Annotated in this window: 16 protein-coding genes and 2 pseudogenes; 10 read left to right on the top strand and 8 right to left on the bottom strand. The window is 60.2% G+C overall.

All coding sequences use genetic code 11. The features are described from left to right. Positions 1-424: 424 nt before the first annotated feature. The 4 genes from AO277_RS27245 to glnT form a co-directional block, all read right to left on the bottom strand. Positions 425-1,765 carry an FMN-binding glutamate synthase family protein gene (locus AO277_RS27245; protein ID WP_044319216.1) on the bottom strand — a complete coding sequence of 447 codons (1,341 nt, stop codon included), beginning with the start codon at positions 1,763-1,765 and terminating at the stop codon, positions 425-427. Between the two features lie 15 nt (positions 1,766-1,780). Further along, entirely contained in the window at positions 1,781-2,464 is a 684-nt protein-coding gene (locus AO277_RS27250) for a GltB/FmdC/FwdC-like GXGXG domain-containing protein (protein ID WP_044319217.1), read from the bottom strand. Continuing rightward, a complete protein-coding gene (locus AO277_RS27255; RefSeq protein WP_004665566.1) occupies positions 2,461-3,381 on the bottom strand; it encodes a class II glutamine amidotransferase in 921 nt (306 codons plus the stop codon). The genes AO277_RS27250 and AO277_RS27255 overlap by 4 nt, the downstream gene beginning before the upstream one ends. 124 nt (positions 3,382-3,505) lie before the next feature. After that, positions 3,506-4,840, bottom strand: coding sequence for a type III glutamate--ammonia ligase (gene glnT / locus AO277_RS27260; RefSeq protein ID WP_044319218.1), 1,335 nt, complete (start codon positions 4,838-4,840; stop codon positions 3,506-3,508). A gap of 290 nt (positions 4,841-5,130) precedes the next feature. On the opposite strand from glnT, the gene AO277_RS27265 reads away from it, so the two are divergent. Further along, complete coding sequence (locus AO277_RS27265; RefSeq protein ID WP_004665568.1) at positions 5,131-5,736, top strand: helix-turn-helix domain-containing protein; 606 nt, start codon at positions 5,131-5,133, stop codon at positions 5,734-5,736. A gap of 48 nt (positions 5,737-5,784) precedes the next feature. On the opposite strand, the gene AO277_RS27270 is transcribed toward AO277_RS27265, so the two are convergent. The 4 genes from AO277_RS27270 to AO277_RS27285 form a co-directional block, all read right to left on the bottom strand. Next, positions 5,785-6,951: an acetyltransferase domain-containing protein gene (locus AO277_RS27270; protein ID WP_044319219.1), complete on the bottom strand. Its 1,167-nt coding sequence runs from the start codon at positions 6,949-6,951 to the stop codon at positions 5,785-5,787. A 51-nt stretch (positions 6,952-7,002) separates the two neighbouring features. Then, positions 7,003-7,563 carry a gamma carbonic anhydrase family protein gene (locus tag AO277_RS27275; RefSeq protein WP_005733507.1) on the bottom strand — a complete coding sequence of 187 codons (561 nt, stop codon included), beginning with the start codon at positions 7,561-7,563 and terminating at the stop codon, positions 7,003-7,005. A gap of 11 nt (positions 7,564-7,574) precedes the next feature. Continuing rightward, positions 7,575-8,480, bottom strand: a complete 906-nt coding sequence (gene folE2, locus AO277_RS27280; RefSeq protein WP_044319220.1) for a GTP cyclohydrolase FolE2 — start codon at positions 8,478-8,480, stop codon at positions 7,575-7,577. Positions 8,481-8,653: 173 nt separating this feature from the next. Then, the gene (locus AO277_RS27285) at positions 8,654-9,562 is read right to left on the bottom strand and encodes a LysR substrate-binding domain-containing protein (protein WP_002553853.1); all 909 of its coding nucleotides are present in this window, start codon (positions 9,560-9,562) and stop codon (positions 8,654-8,656) included. A 205-nt stretch (positions 9,563-9,767) separates the two neighbouring features. Between AO277_RS27285 and AO277_RS27290 the strand changes: the two genes are divergently transcribed. The 9 genes and pseudogenes from AO277_RS27290 to AO277_RS27330 form a co-directional block, all read left to right on the top strand. Beyond that, the gene (locus AO277_RS27290; RefSeq protein ID WP_044319221.1) at positions 9,768-11,288 is read left to right on the top strand and encodes an ABC transporter substrate-binding protein; all 1,521 of its coding nucleotides are present in this window, start codon (positions 9,768-9,770) and stop codon (positions 11,286-11,288) included. Positions 11,289-11,390: 102 nt separating this feature from the next. Then, complete coding sequence (locus tag AO277_RS27295) at positions 11,391-12,308, top strand: ABC transporter permease (RefSeq protein WP_003348343.1); 918 nt, start codon at positions 11,391-11,393, stop codon at positions 12,306-12,308. A gap of 8 nt (positions 12,309-12,316) precedes the next feature. Next, entirely contained in the window at positions 12,317-13,225 is a 909-nt protein-coding gene (locus AO277_RS27300) for an ABC transporter permease (protein WP_044319222.1), read from the top strand. Between the two features lie 16 nt (positions 13,226-13,241). Then, positions 13,242-14,242 (top strand): annotated as a pseudogene (locus tag AO277_RS27305) (ABC transporter ATP-binding protein). Further along, entirely contained in the window at positions 14,239-15,252 is a 1,014-nt protein-coding gene (locus AO277_RS27310) for an ABC transporter ATP-binding protein (RefSeq protein WP_044319223.1), read from the top strand. The pseudogene AO277_RS27305 and the gene AO277_RS27310 overlap by 4 nt, the downstream one beginning before the upstream one ends. Further along, positions 15,249-16,676: a M20 family metallopeptidase gene (locus AO277_RS27315; RefSeq protein WP_044319224.1), complete on the top strand. Its 1,428-nt coding sequence runs from the start codon at positions 15,249-15,251 to the stop codon at positions 16,674-16,676. The genes AO277_RS27310 and AO277_RS27315 overlap by 4 nt, the downstream gene beginning before the upstream one ends. Next, positions 16,673-17,824, top strand: coding sequence for a M20 family metallopeptidase (locus AO277_RS27320; protein ID WP_044319225.1), 1,152 nt, complete (start codon positions 16,673-16,675; stop codon positions 17,822-17,824). Before AO277_RS27315 ends, AO277_RS27320 begins: the two co-directional genes overlap by 4 nt. Positions 17,825-17,942: 118 nt before the next feature. Continuing rightward, the gene (locus tag AO277_RS27325; protein ID WP_044319226.1) at positions 17,943-19,466 is read left to right on the top strand and encodes an amidase; all 1,524 of its coding nucleotides are present in this window, start codon (positions 17,943-17,945) and stop codon (positions 19,464-19,466) included. A gap of 347 nt (positions 19,467-19,813) precedes the next feature. Continuing rightward, positions 19,814-20,886 (top strand): annotated as a pseudogene (locus AO277_RS27330) (DUF6861 domain-containing protein); the annotation flags it as partial.

A 20,886-nucleotide genomic window follows, 5' to 3' on the forward strand; every position in this document is an offset into this window, starting at 1 on the left:
CTTAACGGCCTGAGTCCTGTGGAATTCAGGATGCAGGCCGCCAAGGCAGCGTAAGTGGATAATTGTCCAACCTTCGGGGGGCATACCACTCCGCGTGGTAATGCAGTTCGTGACGCTCCGCGTCACACAGTTCTGCGACTCAGTGAGATTCAGGCTCGACTTGAGTCACCTTTTCGCCCCTCGGCGACCTACTTTGATGGGGCCAAAGTAGGCAAATCCCTACGCTCCTGTTTCCGGCCCGACTTCGTCGGGTTCCTTCGCCCTGTCACTGATCCGGGGGTCGCCGCAACGGACCATCCATGGTCCGGTGCGGCTAGCCTGGCGTCCTGCCAGGCTACCCCCGGATCAGCGCCAGGACTCAGCCGTCACTAACGTCGCACTCTGCGTCGTCTGTGCCATCGCGGTCGAAAAGCACGTTAAGGCGTCAGTAACCAGAACCAGACCCCGGAATCCACGATGTCCCGGCCAGGGGCACTCGGGCCATGGCGGCTGATTCGACGGTCAGCGCCACCAGGTCTTCCGGGTCGAGGTTGTGCAGGTGCGACTTGCCGCAGGCGCGGGCCATGGTCTGAGCCTCCAGCACCAGCACGCGCAGGTAGTTGGCCAGACGCCGCCCGCCTTCGACCGGGTCGAGACGTTTGGACAGTTCCGGGTCCTGGGTGGTGATGCCCGCAGGGTCGCGGCCGTTCTGCCAGTCATCGTAATAGCCCGCTGCCGAGCCGATCTTTTTCAGTTCTTCGTCGAGCCGCGGATGGTTATCGCCCAGGGCAATCAACGCGGCTGTACCAATTGCCACTGCGTCGGCACCCAGCGCCATGGCCTTGGCCACGTCGGCGCCGTTGCGGATGCCGCCGGAAACGATCAATTGCACCCTGCGGTGCATGCCCATCTCCTGCAGCGCCTGCACGGCTTGCGGGATGGCAGGCAGAATCGGAATGCCGACGTGTTCGATGAACACTTCCTGAGTGGCCGCAGTACCGCCCTGCATGCCGTCGAGCACAATCACGTCAGCACCAGCCTTCACCGCCAGCTTGACGTCGTAGTACGGGCGGCTGGCACCTATCTTCACGTAGATCGGCTTTTCCCAGTCGGTGATCTCGCGGATCTCGGCAATCTTGATTGCCAGATCGTCGGGGCCGGTCCAGTCCGGGTGTCGGCACGCAGAACGCTGATCGACGCCGACCGGCAAGGTGCGCATGCCAGCCACGCGCTCGGTCACTTTCATGCCCAGCAACATGCCGCCGCCACCGGGTTTGGCACCCTGCCCCAGGACGATCTCGATGGCATCGGCCTTGCGCAGATCGTCGGGATTCATGCCGTAACGCGATGGCAGGTACTGGTAGACCAGATGCTGCGACTGACCGCGCTCTTCCGGGGTCATGCCACCATCGCCGGTGGTGGTACTGGTGCCGGCAATGGTTGCGCCGCGGCCCAGTGCTTCCTTGGCGTTGGCCGACAATGCGCCGAAGCTCATGCCTGCGATAGTCACCGGAATTTTCAGGTACAGCGGCTTTTTGGCGAAACGATTACCCAGCACCACGTCGGTGCCGCACTTCTCGCGATAGCCTTCCAGCGGGTAGCGCGAGACGCTTGCGCCAAGCAGCAGCAGGTCGTCGAAGTGCGGCAGTTTGCGTTTTGTGCCGCCACCGCGAATGTCGTAGATGCCGGTTTCCGCAGCACGCTGGATTTCCTGAATGGTCAGGCGATCGAAGGTGGCCGACTCGCGCAGGACTGGAGCAGGTTTTTGGCTGATGGGGTCGCTCATGGTAATGCTCCTGAATCAGTACGCGGAGGCGTTATCGATTTTGAAGTTGTAAAGCTGACGGGCCGAGCCGTAGCGTTTGAAATCCGCTGCCTTCTCGTTAAAGCCAGCGCGATTGAGCAACACCTGCAGCTCCTGCAGATGCTCTTCACGCATCTCCTTGGCGATGCAGTCAGAGCCCAGTGACTCGACCTTGCCTTTGACGTAGATCCGCGTTTCATACAACGAGTCGCCCAGCGCATCACCGGCGTCGCCACAGACCACCAGCCGACCGGCCTGGCCCATGAAGCAGCTCATGTGGCCGATGCTGCCGCCGACCACAATGTCGATGCCTTTCATGGAAATGCCACAGCGCGCTCCGGCATCGCCTTCAATCACCAGCAAACCGCCGTGCGCCTTGGCACCTGCGGCCTGCGAGGCGCTGCCCTTGACCCGGACTGCGCCGGACATCATGTTCTCGGCGCAACCAACACCGACATTGCCGTGCACGGTGATCGAAGCTTTCTGGTTCATACCCGCGCAGTAATAGCCGGCATGGCCCTGAATATCGATGGAGATGGCCTCGTTGACGCCGACCGCCAGGTTATGCGCGCCGTCAGGGTGGGTGACCAGCCATTCGCGCTCTTGCAATGCCTTGACCTGATCGTGCAGAGTCTGGTTGAGATCACGCACGGTGGCGCTGGAAAGATCGACGGTTTTCATGAGCGTGCTCCCTCGGCTGGCTCGCGTTCCCAGATGTACATAGTGGCCGGGACCGGTTCCCAGACCCTGGCGTTTTCGATACCCGGCAGGCTGGACAGCGCCTGGTATTCCGAGGCCATGGCGACGTAATCGTCGGTTTCGGCGAGAATGGCCGGTTTGCAGGCAATCGGATCGCGAATCACCGCAAAACCATTGCGCGTGCCGATGGCGAAGGTAAAAAAGCCATCGAGGTCCTCCAGCGATTTGTCGAGCGCCTGCTTGAGGCTGTCGCCCTGTTGCAGGCGCCAGGCCAGATAACCGGCGGCCACCTCGGTGTCGTTGTCGGTCTCGAAGTGAATGCCTTCACGACGCAGGTTCTGGCGCAGGCGAAAGTGATTGGACAGCGAGCCGTTGTGCACCAGACACAGGTCCGAACCCGTGGAAAACGGATGACTGCCTTCCATGGTCACCGCACTTTCAGTGGCCATGCGCGTATGGCCGATGATGTGGCTGCCCTTCATGGACGCCAGACCGAAGCGCTCGGAAATCTCCCTCGGCAACCCCATGCCCTTGAGGATCTCGATACTCTGTCCGGCGCTCATGATGCGCACGGTGGGCGCCAACTGCGCCAGTGCAGCACGCACCGGGGCTTCTTCTGCCTGAATCTTCAATACCACGGCGCTGGCGTTCTGAAACCAGTCCAGTGGTGCATCCAGTCTGCTTTGCAGCGCCGCGATCAGCGCCTTGAAATCATACTGTTCGGTGGTGGCCTGCAAGGTCAGCTTGACCCAGCCCTGCGCCACTTCATCGCCATAAATGGCAAACCCGGCGCTGTCCGGCCCGCGGTCCGTCATAGCCTCGAGCATCGGTTCGAACAACCTGCCGAGTTGTGATTCCAGCGCCGGGTTCTTCAGATACAAACCAACGATTCCGCACATAAGCCTCACCTTGTTCGGAAGCGGCAAGCTTTTAGCTACAAGCTGCAAGCCAACCGCATAGACAGAAAAATTCAATACGCCGCAATCCAGCTTCTTATTGCAGCCTGAAGCTTGAAACGTGCAGCTAGAAAAACTCGATATAACGCTTCACTTCCCAGTCACTCACGTGGCGGCTGTACTCCACCCATTCCATGCGTTTGAGGCGGATGAACTCACCAACGATCTCGTTGCCCAGCACCTCGGCGAACAAAGGGTCGGCTTCGAGTGCATCGCAGGCTTCCTTGAGCGACTGCGGCAGGGTCTTGATGCCCCGTGCGGCGATTTCTTCCAGGCTCAATGTGTAAAGGTTCTCGTTGCAGACATGATCGATCTCCAGCTGCCGGTCGATACCGTCCAGCCCTGCGGCGATGATCGCGGCGCTGACCAGATACGGGTTGCAACCGGCATCCGGCAGGCGAAACTCGAGGCGGCCATAGGGCACCCGCACCATCGCCGAACGGTTGTTGGCGCCGAAGGCGATGAACGCTGGAGCCCAGGTCGCCCCCGACAACGAGTTGCCGACCACCAGGCGTTTGTAGGAGTTGACCGTGGGTGCCGCGAAGGCACACAGCGCGGGGCCGTGAGCCAGCAGGCCAGCCGCAAAGTGATAGGCCATCTTCGACAGGCCCATGCCGCTGGGGTCGCTGGCGTCGTGAAACAGGTTCTTGCTGCTGGCACTGGCGATCGACAGGTGGAAGTGCATGCCGTTGCCCGCACGCTTCGGATCGGGTTTGGGCATGAACGAGCAGATCATGCCCATGTCGTTGGCGATCTCCCCGGCCGCCATGCGGAAGAAAGTGAAGCGGTCCGCCGACTCCATGGCCTCGCTGTAGGTGTAATTGATCTCGAACTGGCCGTTGGCGTCTTCGTGATCGATCTGATAAATGTCGAAGCCCACCGGCTGTAGCGCCTCGGTCAAGCGCTCGAGAAACTCACGTGAACGCGACAGCCCCTTGTAGTCATAGCAAGGCTTGTCGAGGTTATCGCTGGCATCGACCATTTGCAGGCTGCCCGCAGCATCGCGCTTGAACAGGCTGAACTCGGGCTCCAGCCCGGTATTGAGGGTCCAGCCACGCTGGCTGAGGCGTTCGACCTGCTGCTGCAACACATAACGGCTGTCATAGGGCCACGGCTTGCCATCCACATGACCGACGCACACCACCCGCCCATACCCCGGCTGCCACGGCACCGGGGTCAGCGACGACAGGTCGCCCCTGGCCATGAAGTCCGGGCCGTGGGGTTCCATGCCCATGCCGCAGATAGCGAAACCGGCGAACCCGGCACCGTCCTCTGCAACCATTTCCAGGCCCATCACAGGAACCGACTTGGTCTTGGCCGAACCATGAATATCCACGAACTGAGCCAGCACGTACTTGATGCCGTGCTGTTCGATCAGGCGCTGTGTTTCGGGTGGCAACATGGGACGTGTCTCCTGGCATGGCAAAACGTTTCAGGGAAGGAGCGTTGTTTCACTACCCGCCGAGAATATATTCTGAGCAGGAAAGTTACTTTCCCTTTAGGAATGCAAAGCGCTTGCCAGTTTGGTATGCCAGCAAATCGAAGAGACGTGGAAGGGGCAATTCAGCTGTTTATATGGGAAACTCGTTTTCTCTCCGGGAATAATTTGCAAATGAAGTACGCGATGACAGCGGCGAAATGCACATTCCCAGTGCGAAATAAAAATTATTGAACGGAAACTGTGCGCAGCCGATGAATATGCCGACCGAACCGCATCCGAAATTGAAGCTTGAGCAATACCTGGGTATTCAGATCAAACGCCAGCGCCAGGCTCAGGAGCTGAAGCTTGCCGACGTAGCGCGCATTGCCGGTATCAGCCAGGGCATGCTGAGCAAGATCGAGAACGCACAGGTGTCAACCAGTCTCGACAACCTCAGCCGTCTTTGCGACGTGCTGGGCATGCCCATGTCCAAGCTGTTCAGCCAGTACGATCAGCAAGGCAGCAGTGCACTGCTGGTGAAAGCCGATGAAGGGCTTGAGGTGGTAAGGCGCGGCACCGAGAAAGGCCACACCTATCACTTGCTCAACCATACCCGTGGGCCGAAGAAGAGTTTCGAGGCGTACATGGTGACGATGGACGATGCCAGCGAGGAGTTTCCGACCTTCTCACACCCCGGCACCGAGTTTCTCCACCTGCTCGAAGGCGAGCTGATCTACCGCCACGGCAATCAGCTGTATCCGATGCAGGCCGGTGACAGCCTGACCTTCGACGGCGACATTCCCCACGGTCCCGAGCAACTGGTGCAGGTGCCGATCAAGCTGCTGTCGATCATGAACTATGGTGCGCAGGGCGATTGAGGCCAGACCGGCAGCGGCGCGCCTGCTGGCGCGCCGTGCCTACGGTGGTTACAGGTATTTCAACCAGCTGATATCGCGACGACGCGCCTTCAGCGCAGCGAACCAGCGCACCGCTGGAAACAGCAGCACCGCCAGTACCACCGAGGTCAGCCAGACGCCCCACATGTGGTCGAAACCGAAGTACTTGCCCTGATTGGTTCCCCAGATCGCTACGGCAATCAGGTACAGAATCTTCAGGACGTACAGGTGCAGCAGGTAGAAAAACATCGGTGCCGAGCCGAGCACCACCAATGGCCGCAACCAGCTTTTTTCCTGACTGCGTTCGAAGGCGATGAGAATCAGCAGACCGATCCCCAGCGTCAGGCTGATGAACAGCAACGACGGTGGGTATTTGGTGATGTTGAAGGAGCTCATGACCGTTTGCATACCGGTCTCGCCAACGCTCCACGGTTTTTCACCGTAGCCGTTGATCATGCGCAGGACCACAAAGCCCGACAGCGCTCCCCCACCCCACATCCACAGGTTTGCACGTCGTTTCGCAGCATCGTAACTGCCGGCAAACCAAGGGCCTGCGGCGTAGCCCAGCGCGATAATGCCGATCCACGGCAATAACGGGTAAGAGGTACGGAAACGCAGGTTATCGGACACTTCGATCCAGCCCCGATCATGCAGAATCGCCCACGGGATGTGCATGGCCGACTCGACGCCGAAGTGCAGTGAGTCCAGCAGGTTATGCCCGGCAATGATCACCACGCCAATGACCACCAGCGCCCAGCGCGGCAGATACACCATCAGCGACAGCGCAACCATGCTCAGGCCGATGGCCCAGATCACTTGCAGGTAGATGATGGTCGGCGGGAACTGGAAGGTCCAGGCGAAGCTCACCAGGGTGAACTCCAGGGCAATGAGGAACAGCCCGCGCTTGAGCAGAAACGCCGACACGTCAGTCTTGCCGTGATATTTCTCGCCATACAGGTACGCCGAAAGCCCGGTCAGCAGAACGAACAGCGGCGCACATAAATGCGCCAGTGTGCGGCTGAAAAACAGGGCGGGTTCGGTGCTCGCGACCTCCATCGGGTCGAGGACCTGGCGGTGCAGGAAGAAGGTTTCCCGTACGTGGTCCAGCAGCATGAAGAGAATGATCAGCCCGCGCAGAGCATCGATAGAGCGCAGCCGTGATGCTGGCGCGCGGGTTGGTTGAACAACTGCTGTCATGAAAAATCCAGATCCGTAGCCGGAAGTGCAATGAGTCGATTGTGTTCTGTGTCAGAACTCGTTCTGAAGTGCCTTGTAGCCGCGCACCAGGTCAATGTTGGTGTGCGCCACGTCTTCGGAAAACTCCGAAGCCGAAATGCTCACCGGTGGGAATTGCGAAAGATCAGTATTAGGCCCGATCCGGGTGGTGGACGGCACGTAAAAATTCTCCGGCAAATCGCGACCGTCGACCACCGAGTTGTGTCTGACCACACTGCCGTTGCCGACCTGGCAGTTGAACAGCACGCTGTTGAAGCCGATGAAGACGCGGTCTCCGACCATGCAAGGTCCGTGCACGATGGAGCGGTGGGCAATCGAGGTGAACTCACCGATGGTCACCGCAGCACCCGATTTGGAGTGAATCACCACGCCATCCTGAATATTGGAGTTGGCGCCGATGACAATCGGCTCCATGTCCCCTGTAGCGTCGACTTCGTCAGCGCGGATCACGGCATAGGGGCCGACAAACACGTTGTCCTTGATGATCACCTTGCCGCAGATGATCGCGGTTTTATCGATGTAAGCGGATTCGGCGATGACCGGCAGATGGCCGGAAGGATTTTTACGGATCACGGTATGAAGCCTCAGGACAGGTAGTTGGAAGTCTGGGCGGCCGCATCGTGCGGATGCAGGCTTTCGAAGTGACGCACACTGACGCTGGAGGCTGCGTAGCGGCCTTCCAGCGCTTGCTGGACCTTACGTGCGGCGTCTTCGACGTACATCAGGTTCTGGCCGTTGAGCCGGGCGAATGCCTGCTCGTCGGCACGCTTGACGGCGGTTTGTACCGGGGTGCCCAACGCCTGCTCGACCGCGTCGATCAGCGTCATCAGGCCCAGTTCGGTCGCCTGCTCTGCCACCCGCACCTGAACGGTAGCCACGCTGCGCTGGCTGTGCGGCGTGGCGAACGAGGCGTTTTCGCGCAGCCAGGTCGCAACCTGCATCGGGTCGACAAACGACTGCCTGCCAAAGCGTGCCGTAAAAGCCCCTTCCAGCAATTGTCGAGACAGTGCAGCCGAACACGGGCAGGTAGACGAATAAGTGATGTCGGCTGAAACGTCGAGGCACAAACGCCCGGCGTGCCAAGTGGCGTCAAGCTTCACCGGGTAGGATTTCCAGCCGCTGAGCCCCTCGGTAATCAACGCCGGGCGACGGCACAGCAGATTGAAGCTCAGGGTGAGCCGGGCGCGGCTGGAATGGCAGTCCAGGTGGCTTTCAACCATGGCTTCCATCAGCACAGACAACGTATCGGGGCTGAGTATCTGGTGCTCGGCAAACCTGTCGAGGAGCCGGTAGAGCCGCGACATATGGATACCCTTGACACTCGGATCGGCCAGATCGACTTGCAGATCGACATGCGCATGGACCGGGTGCCGGACGCCCGCTTCGGCCAGCCTGACAGGCACTTCGACGCCCTGCATGCCGACCCAGTCAAGTGAAACCAGGGCCGAGGAAACTTCCGTCAGGGCAACGTCTGGGAGGGGGTTGTTCATGTGCGTCAGTTGTCTCTTTGGCGAACCTCGCCGAGGGGCGAAGCCTGATGTTGGCGGTTCACAGCCGCACAGAGTGCAGCCGCAAATTCGTTACACTATAACATCATGCTTATGGACTTCATCAACCAAACGCTACCAGCCCGTTACAGCGCACCACCGACGCCACCTGCGTGTCAGGTCTTTGCCAGCTCCTCGATCAGAAAATCCCGAAAGGCCGCAACCGCTGCGGGCAGGTTGCGTCCGGCCATGCTTTGCAGTTCGATACGACGCGCCTTCATGCCTTCGTCGCTGATCGGCAGCGACTTGAGCTGTTTTTCGTGTGCGCGCTTGTCCAGCGTCATCTCGCTGGACAGGCTGATACCGCCCTCCTCACGCACAAACCGCAGTAGCGCGCCAATGTAATTGCTGGTCAGCACCGGATCGAACAGCAGGCCCTGCACCCCGCAACAGATGTCGAACAACTGGCGCAAGGTCGTGTCGGGATTGGTCAGGGCGATGGCATAGGGTTGCAGCTCGGCCAGCGAGACTTCGGTGCGTGAGGCCAGCGGATGGTTATGACTGACCACCGCGCAGATCGCGCCGCTGTGAATGTGCTCGACCTTGATTTCGTTCTGCGGTGTCAGGCTGAAGGTCAGACACAGGTCCGCATCCCCGGAGCGCACCCGCTCGGTGGCCTGGGCCGGCGCGCAGACCTCCATCGAGAAATGAATGCCTTGATACAGCCGCCGGAATCGCGCAATGCACCGTGGCAGGAAATCCAGGGCAAAGCCTTCCGAGCAGGCAAGTCGTACATGACCACGCTGCAAGCCTTGCAGCTCGGTGATTTCCAGTACGACCTGCTCGGCTTCCAGCTGTGATTTGCGCGCATAGGCTGCCAGACGGATACCCGCCTCGCTAAGCATCATGCCGCGTGCCTGGCGCTCGAACAGCACGGCATCCAGCTCGCGCTCCAGCTTGCTGATCTGCCGACTGACTGCCGAGGACGCGACATTGAGCCGTATCGACGCCTCGCTGATCGACCCGCAACGCGCCACTTCAAGGAAGTAGCGCAACGCGGTGGACTGTACGCCGTAGAGTTGCATCGCGGCTCCTGCGTTGCCTTTTCGGCAATGAAAGGTTCGAAATATTGTGCTTGTGGCATTGATACGCTTTGCCTAGAGTCATGTCGAGGCGCAACATCAATACAACCCAATCAAAAGAACACTGCAGCCTCGTTTCTCCCCTCTTCTCGCATTTGCGACCCCACTGCCCTTTGATACATCCACTTTGCCTTTTGGAGACGACGGCATGGGAATCAAGGGTTTCGCTCGCAGCATCGCGCTATTGAGCCTGTTCAGCAGTTTTTCCGCCCTGGCTGGCAAGGCCGACGACACACTTGTCTACGCCTCCGACAGCGAACCGGAGAACATCAGCCCCTATCACAACGACCTGCGCGAGGGCGTGATTCTCGGTCGCCTGATCTGGGACAACCTGGTCTATCGCAACCCGGACAATGGCGAGTACCAACCCATGCTCGCCACCAGCTGGAAGCAGGTCGACGACACCACCATCGATTTCCAGCTGCGCGAGGGCGTGAAGTTTCACAACGGCGATCCGTTCACGGCAGATGACGTGGTGTTCACCCTCAATTACGTGGTATCGCCCGAATCCAAGGTGGTCACGGTACAAAACGTCGACTGGATCAAGAGTGCCGAAAAACTGAGTGACTACAGCGTGCGCCTGCACCTGAAAAAGCCTTTCCCGCCTGCGCTGGAATACCTTTCCAACGCTGTGCCGATGTTCCCGAAAAAGTATTTCGAAGAGGTCGGGATGGCAGGCTTCAGCCGTAAACCAATTGGCACGGGGCCTTACAAGGTGACGACCATTGCTACCGGTGAAGGCGTGAAGATGGACAAGAACCCGGATTACTTTCAGGGCAGCCCACAGGGCCAGCCGAAGATCGCTCACATCAATTTTCGCGTGATTGCCGATGCTGAAACACGTCTGGCCGAGCTGATGACCGGTGGCATCGACTGGACCTGGCGCGTAGCGCCGGATCAGGCCGAAAACCTCAAAGCCATGCCCAACCTGGTGGTCACCAGCGGCGCGACCATGCGTATCGGCTTTCTGATTCTGGATGCGCGCGGCACCTCCAGCGCCGACTCGCCGATGAAGCACTTGAAAGTACGCCAAGCCATCAACTACGCGATCAACCGTGACGGTCTGGCCTCGCAACTGGTCGGTGGCGAAAGCAAACCATTGCAGGTCGCCTGCTACCCCGGTCAGTTCGGTTGCGACACCACGGCAGCCACGGTCTACAACTATGACCCGGCCAAGGCCAAGGCGCTGCTCGCCGAAGCGGGTTACCCGAACGGCTTTGAAACCGAAATATTCGCCTACCGCGACCGCGACTACGTTGAAGCAATCATCGGCAACCTGCGTGCAGTCGGCATCAACGCCAAGCTGCGCTACCTCAAGTACGCGGCCCTGCGTGATCAGCAACGTGGCGGCAAAGTGCCAATGTCGTTTCAGGCCTGGGGCTCGTTCTCGATCCTCGATACCTCAGCCTCGGCCGGCACCTGGTTCAAGGGCAACCCGGACGACAACATCAAGGACCCGCAAGTCCAGGGCTGGCTGCAGACCGCCGACAATGCACTGGACCCGCAGGTGCGCAAGGACAATTACCGCAAGGCCTTGCAGCGCATCAGCGAACAGGCGTACTGGGCACCGTTGTTCAACTACTCGATGAACTACGCCTACGTCTCGGACCTGAACTTCAAGCCGTATCCGGACGAGCTGCCGTGCTTCGTGCTGTCGAGCTGGAAATAGATCGTTAGTGAAGTTATTTGGCGAGACCGGCTGTGAGGTACGTGACGTGCCTTGCAGCATCGTCAGCCAACCCGTCATTCCCTGAACACAAGGTCACTTGCCATGTTCGGATTTCTCTTGCGCCGCCTGGGCATTGCCCTGTGCGTAGCGATCACCGTGTCGGTGATCAGCTTTTCCCTGCTGCACCTGTCCGGCGACCTGGCCACCGCCATCGGCGGGCCGGAAGCCAGCAGCGAGCAGATCGAACAGATCCGGGTGCAGTACGGCCTCAACAAGCCGTTGGTTACGCAGTATTTCGAATGGCTGGCCGACGTGGTGCGTCTTGATCTGGGCGACTCGTTCTTCTTCCAGGAGTCGGTTTACAACCTGATAGCCTCGCGCCTGTCGATCACCCTCGGGCTGGGCGCAATGGCCCTGAGTATTGCGTTGCTTATCGCCATTCCGCTAGGTGTGCTGGCCGCCGTGAAACGCGACACGTGGATCGATCGCCTGGCGCTGAGCATCGCGGTACTGGGTCAGGCCATGCCGAGTTTTTGGTTCGCGCTGATGCTGATCGTGGTGTTCTCGGTCACCCTGAAATGGCTGCCGGTGTCGGGCAACTCGACCTGGGCGCACTTCGTCATGCCTGCCATCGCGCTGGGTTATTACGCCACACCGGCGATCATGCGCCTGACCCGCGCCGGCATGCTCGACGTGCTCAATTCCGATTACATCCGCACCGCGCGTGCCAAGGGCCTGCGCCCCGCCACCGTGCTGTTCAAGCATGCGTTGCGCAACGCGTTGATCCCGGTGGTGGCACTGGCCGCCGTGGAGTTCGGCTTCATGCTTGGCGGCTCGGTGGTCATTGAAACAGTGTTCTCGCTGCAAGGCATCGGCCAACTGGCCTGGGATGCGATTGCCCGTGACGACTTCCCGGTGGTGCAGGCGGTCGTGCTGTTGATCGCGGTGATCTACATCGTCCTCACCCTGCTGGCCGACGTGCTCAACGCATTGCTCGACCCGCGCATTCGCGTGAAATAGGAGGCCCCATGAGCACAACCACCTCATCGCCGCTGCTGATCAACGATTACCAGCCACCGGCGCGCAGTGTCTGGCGCACGTTGCGCAGCAGCTTCGCGCACCGCGGTTTTGCCATCGGCGCGGTACTGCTGTTGATCATTCTGCTTGGCGCACTGTTCGCCCCCTGGCTGGCCCCCTACGACCCTTACACGCAGGATGTAATGCTGCGCATGAAACCACCGGTATGGATGGCCAACGGCACCTGGGACTATGTGCTGGGCACCGACAAACTGGGCCGCGATTACTTGTCACGCCTGCTGTACGGCGCACGCATCTCGCTATTCATCGGTTTCTCGGCGGCGCTCATCTCTGGCGTCATCGGCACCATCATGGGCCTGCTGGCCGGCTACTTCGGCGGCAAGACCGACGCTGTGATCAGCTACCTGATCACCACACGGCTGGCGATGCCGGTGGTGATGATCGCGCTGGCCTCCGCGTCGCTGATCGGTGGCTCGCTGAAAGTGGTGATCGTGCTGCTTGGGTGCCTGCTCTGGGACCGCTTTGCCGTGGTGGTCCGCGCTGCCGTGCAGCAGATTCGCGACGCCGAATACGTGGCCTCGGCCCAGGCGCTGGGCTGCTCGACGCTGCGCATTCTGGCCAGCGAAATTCTGCCTAATCTGGTCGGCGCACTGATCGTTGTCGCTACCCTGGAAATGGCTCACGCGATCCTCCTCGAGTCGGCACTGTCGTTCCTCGGGGTCGGCGTACAGCCACCGATTCCGTCCTGGGGACTGATGATCGCCGAAGGCAAACCGTACATGTTCTTTTCCCCTTGGGTTATCGCGATTCCCGGCATCGCCCTGATGGTGCTGGTGCTGGGCATCAACCTGGTCGGCGACGGCCTGCGCGATCTGATCCTGCCCGACGGGCGCAACTAACAGAGGAGATACGCGCATGGCCCTGTTACAGGTTGAAAACCTGCGTGTCGAGATTCCTCTCGGCCAAGACACGCTCCACGCAGTGCGCGGCCTGGATTTTCAGGTCGAGCGCGGCGAAATGCTGTGCATCGTCGGCGAGTCCGGCTGCGGCAAATCCCTGACTTCGCTGGCACTCATGGACCTGCTGCCGCGCAAGGCCCGGCGTACCGCAACGACACTGAGCCTGGACGGCATCGACATGCTGACCCAGAGCGAGCGGCAGATGTGCGACCTGCGCGGCAACCGCCTGGCGATGATCTTTCAGGAGCCGATGACCTCGCTGAACCCAGCCTACAGCATCGGCGATCAGCTCAGCGAAGTGCTCACCCGACACCGCAAGGTGTCCCGCAAGGAGGCCCTGCAGCGCGCCGCGCAGATGCTCGAAAAAGTCGGGATCAGCAACGCCAGCGAACGCCTGCGTCAGTACCCGCATCAATTGTCGGGCGGCCTGCGCCAGCGGGTGATCATCGCCATGGCACTGATGTGCGAACCGGACGTGATCATCGCCGACGAGCCGACCACCGCACTGGACGTGACCATTCAGGCACAGATCCTGCGCCTGATCCGCGACATTCAGAAGGAGCTGGGTCTGGCCGTGATCTTCATCACCCACGACCTGGGGCTGGTGGCACGTATCGCCGACCGGGTTGCGGTGATGTACGCCGGACAGATCGTCGAAACCGCCCCGGCCATCGAGTTGTTCGAGAACCCGCACCCCCCTATACCCGCGGCTTGCTGGCGAGCATACCGATCCCCGGGCGCACCCAGCCAGGCCAGCTGCTGGGTTCGATTCCGGGGCTGGTGCCCAGCCTGGTGGGCGAGCAACATGGCTGTGCATTTCGCAATCGCTGCTCGCTGGCAATCCCGGCCTGCGCCGAAGACGTGCCGCCAATCAATAGCCAGGACCACATGACCCGCTGCCTGTTTGCTTCAACGGGCGAAGAAACTGTATTGCACCGTGAGGGCATGACGTCATGAATAATCAGGCCCTTAACACGAGCGCCAAAAAAGACATTGCTCTGGAGCTGTGCGACATCCGTCGCGAATTCAGCATCAGCCGTGGCTTTTTCAAAACCAATGCGACTTTGAAAGCAGTCGACGGTGTGTCACTGCGCCTGATGCGCGGCGAAACCCTCGGGCTGGTCGGCGAATCGGGATGCGGCAAGAGCACCCTGGCCAAGATGCTGCTGGGCCTGCTCGCGCCCAGCAGCGGCGATGTGCTGGTCAACGGCAAACACCTCGCCGGAACCGACCGCAAGGAGATGGCACGGCGCATCCAGCCGATCTTTCAGGATCCTTACTCGTCGCTCAACCCGCGCAAGACCCTGCGCGAAATCGTCACTCTGCCGCTGATCGTGCATGACATCGGCACCCATACCGAACGTCGCCAGCGTGCCGAGGCGATGATGGACGTGGTCGGCTTGCCCAAGCGCGTGATCGACAGTTACCCGAGCCAGCTTTCCGGTGGCCAGCGCCAGCGGGTAGCGATTGCGAGGGCCCTGGTGATGCGCCCGGATGTGTTGATTTGCGACGAGCCGACCTCGGCGCTGGACGTTTCGGTGCAGGCGCAAATTCTTAATCTGCTACAGGACCTGAAACAGGAATTCGGCCTGACGTACCTGCTGATCAGCCACAACCTGGCCGTCATCGAACACCTCGCCGACCGCGTCGCGGTGATGTACCTGGGGCGGATTGTCGAAGAGCGCAGCCGCGAATCGCTGTTCGCCAGACCCGGTCATCCCTACACCCAGGCGTTGCTGGACTCGGTACTGACCCCTGACCCGCATCTGGGCATTCCCGATCTGGGTTTGCACGGGACCTTCCCCAACCCTATGTCGCCGCCATCCGGCTGTGCCTTTCACCCGCGCTGCCCGGCCTGCATGGCGGTGTGCAAGGAGAAGTCTCCGGTGATTGGCCGCATGGAAGGCGGAACCGTGCGCTGCCACTTGCGCGACACCTCGAAAACCCTGGAGCTGATGCCCTCATGAGTAGCCGTTCGCACGCCATCGAAAACGTCACTGAACAGTTCGACAACGGCGCATTTTTCGCCCTGCTTGGCGAAAGCGTCGCCTATCCGACCCAGAGCCAGGAGGCCGAGAGCCTGCCGGAGCTTTATCGCTATCTGCACGAATTCATTACACCGCATGTAGAGCGTTTAGGCTTCAGCGTGGCGGTGCATGACAACCCGGTCGCCGGGCGTGGCCCCCTTATGATCGCGACCCGTATCGAAGACCCGGCCCTGCCGACCCTGCTCAGTTATGGTCATGGCGATGTGGTTCGCGGTTATGACGCGCAGTGGCAACCGGGCTTGTCGCCGTGGCAGGTCATCGAACGTGGCGAACGCTGGTACGGACGTGGCACTGCGGACAACAAGGGCCAGCACCTGATCAACCTGACCGCTCTGGAGCAGACCCTCAAGGCACGCGACGGCAAGCTGGGTTTCAACGTCAAACTGCTGCTGGAAATGGGCGAAGAAGACGGCTCGCCGGGTCTTGGCGCGTTCTGCCGGGCCCACGCAGAAGAACTCGCCGCAGACATTTTCATCGCCTCCGACGGCCCACGCTTGGCAGCGGCGCGCCCTACCCTGTTTCTTGGCTCGCGCGGGGTGTTCAACTTCGAGCTGACGGTGAACCTGCGTGAAGGCGCGCACCATTCCGGCAACTGGGGCGGGCTGCTGGCCAACCCAGGCATCATTCTGGCCAACGCAATTGCCAGCATGGTCGATGAGCATGGCCGGGTGAAAGTCGCGGGGCTCATGCCCAAGGCCATCCCCGACGCGGTGAAGGCCGCATTGGCGGATATCGAGGTCGGCGGCGGCCCTGGCGATCCGGACATCGACGCCGACTGGGGCAACCCGGCGCTGTCGCTCAGCGAAAAAGTCTTCGGCTGGAACACCCTCGACGTGCTCGCCTTCAAGACCGGCAACCCGGACGCCCCGGTACACGCCATTCCCGGCAAGGCTCACGCGTTGTGTCACATTCGCTTTGTGGTCGACAGTGATTACAACGCGTTCATCCCCGCGGTGCGCGCGCACCTGGATGCCCATGGCTTCGATCGTGTCGAGGTCAGACAAACGCGCATGGACGTGATGCACGCCACGCGCCTGTCACCGGACAGCCCGTGGGTCGGCTGGGCGCTGGATTCGCTGGCCGCCACCACGGGCAAGAAACCCGCGCTGCTGCCCAATCTGGGCGGTTCGCTGCCCAATGACGTATTCGCTGAAGTGCTGGGCCTGCCGACGGTCTGGGTGCCACACTCGTACCCGGCGTGCTCGCAACATGCCCCCGACGAGCACTTGCTGGCACCGGTGGTCAAAGAAAGTCTGCAAATCATGGCCGGACTGTTCTGGGACCTGGGAACGGACGGCGCACGGCTGACCCGCGAGTATCGGATACAGGAGCTGAGTGAATGAATGAGGCACAACGGCAGGCCACCGACTGGCTGAGCGGGCAGTACGAGGCAATGGAGAAGCTGTTGCAGAGCCTGGTCGATACCGACTCCAACAGTTACGACAAGGCCGGAGTGGATGCGGTCGGCGAAATGCTCGCCACGCAATTGCTGGCCGACGGGATCAGCGTCGAACGTATCCCGGTTGACGGTTTCGGCGATGTGCTGCTGGCTGAATTGCCCGGCGGCTCTGGCAAGCCGGTGCTGCTGCTCGGCCATCGCGACACGGTATTTCCCAAAGGCACCACGTCCACTCGCGGCTATACCAAAGATGCCGAACTGGCCTATGGCCCTGGCGTGGCCGATATGAAAGGCGGACTGGTGCTGAACTGCTTTGCGCTGAAAGCATTGAAGCGCATCGGCCCGCTGCCGTTTCCAGTACAGATCCTCTATACCGGCGACGAAGAAATCGGCTCGGCCAGCGCTCGTGTTCACATCGAAAAATACGCCCGCCAGGCTCGCGCGGTGCTCAACCCGGAACCGGGACGCGCCAGCGGCAACGTGGTCAGTGCCCGCAAAGGCGGTGCCACGCTGATCATTGAAGTCAGCGGCCGTGCGGCGCATTCCGGGGTCAATCACGCCGACGGTGCCAGCGCGATTCAGGCGCTGGCGCACAAGGTGATCAAGCTGCATGCGTTGACCGACAATGCAGCGGGCATTACCACCAACGTCGGCTTGATCTCAGGCGGCACCTCCAGCAACACCGTTGCACCCAGCGCGACGGCGAAACTCGACGTGCGCTTTGTCGAACTGCGCCAATGGGATGAAATTCTCGCCGCCGTCCAGGCCATCGTCGCCGAAGAGGAACTGCCCGGCACATCGGCCAGACTGCTGGAAGCCACGACCTTCCTGCCCATGGAAGCCCGGCACAGCACTGAACTGTTGAGTATCTATCAGGGGCTTGCGCAGGAACTGGGTTTCAGCGTTGAAGGTGAGTTCACCGGGGGCTGCGCCGACTCTGGTTTCACCGCCAGCCTGGGCATCCCTACCCTGTGCGGTCTCGGCCCGGTCGGCGGCAAGGTACACACCGACCGTGAATATCTGGAGCTTGATACCCTGGTGCCCAGAGGCCAGGCGCTGGTGGCGACGATATTGGCGCTGGGGGATGTTTGAAGAGACTGCCCACGTGCTGTGCCCGACCTGGAAAAAGAGGCGCGACGCAGATGTGTGACGCAGAGCGTCACGAAATGCATTCCCAAGCGGTGAACGATTACATTCGGGAGAACACTCCATGCAAAACCCATCCGGGCTGCTCGGCAAATCCGCCACCGAACTGCGTGCGCTGATCGGCAACAAACAGATCTCGCCAGTGGAATTGCTCGACGCCTGTATCGAGCGGATTGAAACCCTCAATCCGAAAATCAATGCGTTCGCCGCCACCTGTTTCAAGCGCGCCCGCGACGAGGCGCTGCTGGCCGAGCATGCAGTCCTGCAAGGCAAACCGCTGGGGCTGCTGCATGGCCTGCCAATCGGCATCAAGGATCTGGAAGAAACTGCCGGGGTACTCACCACTTACGGCTCACAATTGTTCCGCGACAACATCCCCGCGCAGGACAACCTGTTCGTCGCCCGCCTGAGTGCTGCCGGGGCAATCGTCGTCGGCAAGACCAATGTCCCGGAACTCGGCGCCGGAGCCAACACCCGCAACGTAGTCTGGGGCGCGACCGGCAACCCGTTCAATCCGGAACTCAACGCAGGCGGTTCCTCGGGTGGTTCAGCCGCCGCATTGGCTGTGGACATGGTGCCGTTGTGCAGCGGTTCAGATACCGGTGGCTCGTTGCGCATTCCCGCAGCACTGTGCGGCATCGTCGGCCTGCGACCTTCACCCGGCTTGGTACCGAGCGAACGCAAAAAACTCGGCTGGACGCCGATTTCCGTTGTTGGCCCGATGGGTCGCAATGTAGCCGACACGCTGCTGCAACTGCGCGCCAGCGCCGGGCTGGGGCAGTCCGATCCGTTGAGCTATGCCATTGCCGATGACGAATTTGCACCACGCACCGTCGACCTCAGCCAACTGCGGGTCGGCTATAGCGAAGACTTCGGCGCGTGCGCAGTCGATGACACAATCCGTGCCGTTTTCCGGGAAAAAATCAACGCACTGAAGCCGCTCTTCAAATCCTGCGAAGCCATCGACCTGAATCTGGGCAGCGCCCATCGCACCTTCGACATACTGCGTGCCGAAGCCTTCGTTGCCGGGTTGCAGGACGCCCACGACCGCGATCCTGATGCGTTGGGGCCCAACACCCGCGCCAACTTTGAGATGGGCGCCGCCATGTCGCTGCAGGACTGCGTAAAGGCACATGGCGAGCAGAGCCGGATCTTCCGCGGTTTCCAGAAGCAATTCGAACACTACGACCTGATCCTCGCGCCGACCACACCAGTCTCGCCCTTCCCCTGGAGCGAACTGTACCTGCGCGAAGTCAACGGCGTGCCACTGGACAATTACTATCGCTGGCTGGCGCTGTGCTACACCATCACCCTGACCACCAACCCGGCACTGTCCCTGCCCTGCGGCACCGACCACAACGGCATGCCGTTCGGGCTTCAGGTGATCGGCGGGTTTCGCGGCGACGCAAAACTGCTCGCCTGCGCCGAAGCGCTCGAACAGGCGACGGAGAATGACCCACGTTTGTCCCGGCCACGCCCGGACCTGCAAAAACTGCTGGCCTCGGCAGTCGACCTGACGCACATCGTCACGCATCCACCGGTTTATGGCGGGTCGAGAACGGGCAAGCCGGAGATTGGTGCGATGTAGTTGGGGATGTGTGAAGGAGCAAGACCAATACCAGGCGCTCAACAAACGTGCCGCACTTCACTTTTTAGCGATCAACTTAGCGATCAACCAAAAAAACTTTCAAACCACAGCGGTGAGAAAAAGCGCCGGGAATTCAATGCGTCACCTAGCTATCACAGTCGTGAACATTCAACTGCTATCTCATTGACATCATTGCGATCGTCGCACAAATGAGAAAAATGGCAGTATCTGAGATCGAATTGGCATGCCAGACGGTCAGGCAAAGGTTACCTCTAGCGCAGGCTGTAGTCCGATGACTCAAGGATCGAGAATCGGAATTTACTCTTTTCAAGGACAGAGATGAATAAATCGATCTTTTAGCCAACGTCCCCAAATGGGAAGACATCGAGCGAACCCTCGATAACAAATTCAACCATCTGAATCAGTCTTTCGATCAAGGCTGGGAAAGCGCTTTCGATGGTTGGAACGGTTTCACTCGGCGAGTCAGTAACGAGGCCACACTGGCATTCGGCAGTATCGGCGGAAACCGCATTGAGTCGGTGAAGCTGGCGATGTCCAAGTCTTACCCAATCATCCAGCTGAATCTGATGCGCAAGTGGGCTTCCATAGACATTACGGAAATACTTCCTGTCTTGCTGCAACTGGTAAAAGAGGTCGCCATGATCATGGGCGGCAGCGTAGCCGTAGGAACCCTTGTTGGTGGTGCGGCTGGATCGCTAGCATTTGGGGCGGGCGCTGTACCAGGGGCCATAGCAGGCAGCGGCATAGGCTTACAGGTCGCAACCTAATTCTGCTGGGCATGGGGCTTTCAGCCATTGCCGAGTACTTTTATCAAGGGCTCCCTGCCTGTCTTGCAACTCTCTATGAAGGCATTGTGACTGCCTGGAATGCAGAGGAAGGTGTCAAACCGCCGGGTCTTGATCCCACAGGAGCCTCCGCGTGGCTGATTGATGAGCGTATAGATGCTGCCGCGCGGCAACTCGCAAAAGGTCAGGAGCAATTGGTCATGCTCCTGCTGACTGCCATCGTCACCTACATCACGCGAGGTCAGGTCAAAGCAGGGATCGTAGGCAGTCTGGACGCATCGCCGCAAGAAGCGCGAAGCTTCAAGCAGACATGACCAACAAGCAAATTGCGGGTTGGTTGGCTCGGAATGAGCAGAAGTTGCTGGCTCATCCTGAGTTGCGGAGGAGTGAGCCTTCACCGATCCGGGGAGTAATGGACACCCAAGAGCCGCCAACTACACCCTCGCCATCTAATCGGCCAGATGCAAAAAAAGAATCCAACGACGTGGCAAATACCTCATCAAAACCAGAGTGGCTGCAGCGACTCGATGCAGGTAACGAGTTTAATAGAGTTCAATCAAAAAATCACCCCTACAATGAGGTCTACATACAGAGGCCTGACGGCAATGGCTATT

Source organism: Pseudomonas amygdali (genome assembly GCF_002699855.1).
GTDB lineage: Bacteria > Pseudomonadota > Gammaproteobacteria > Pseudomonadales > Pseudomonadaceae > Aquipseudomonas > Aquipseudomonas amygdali.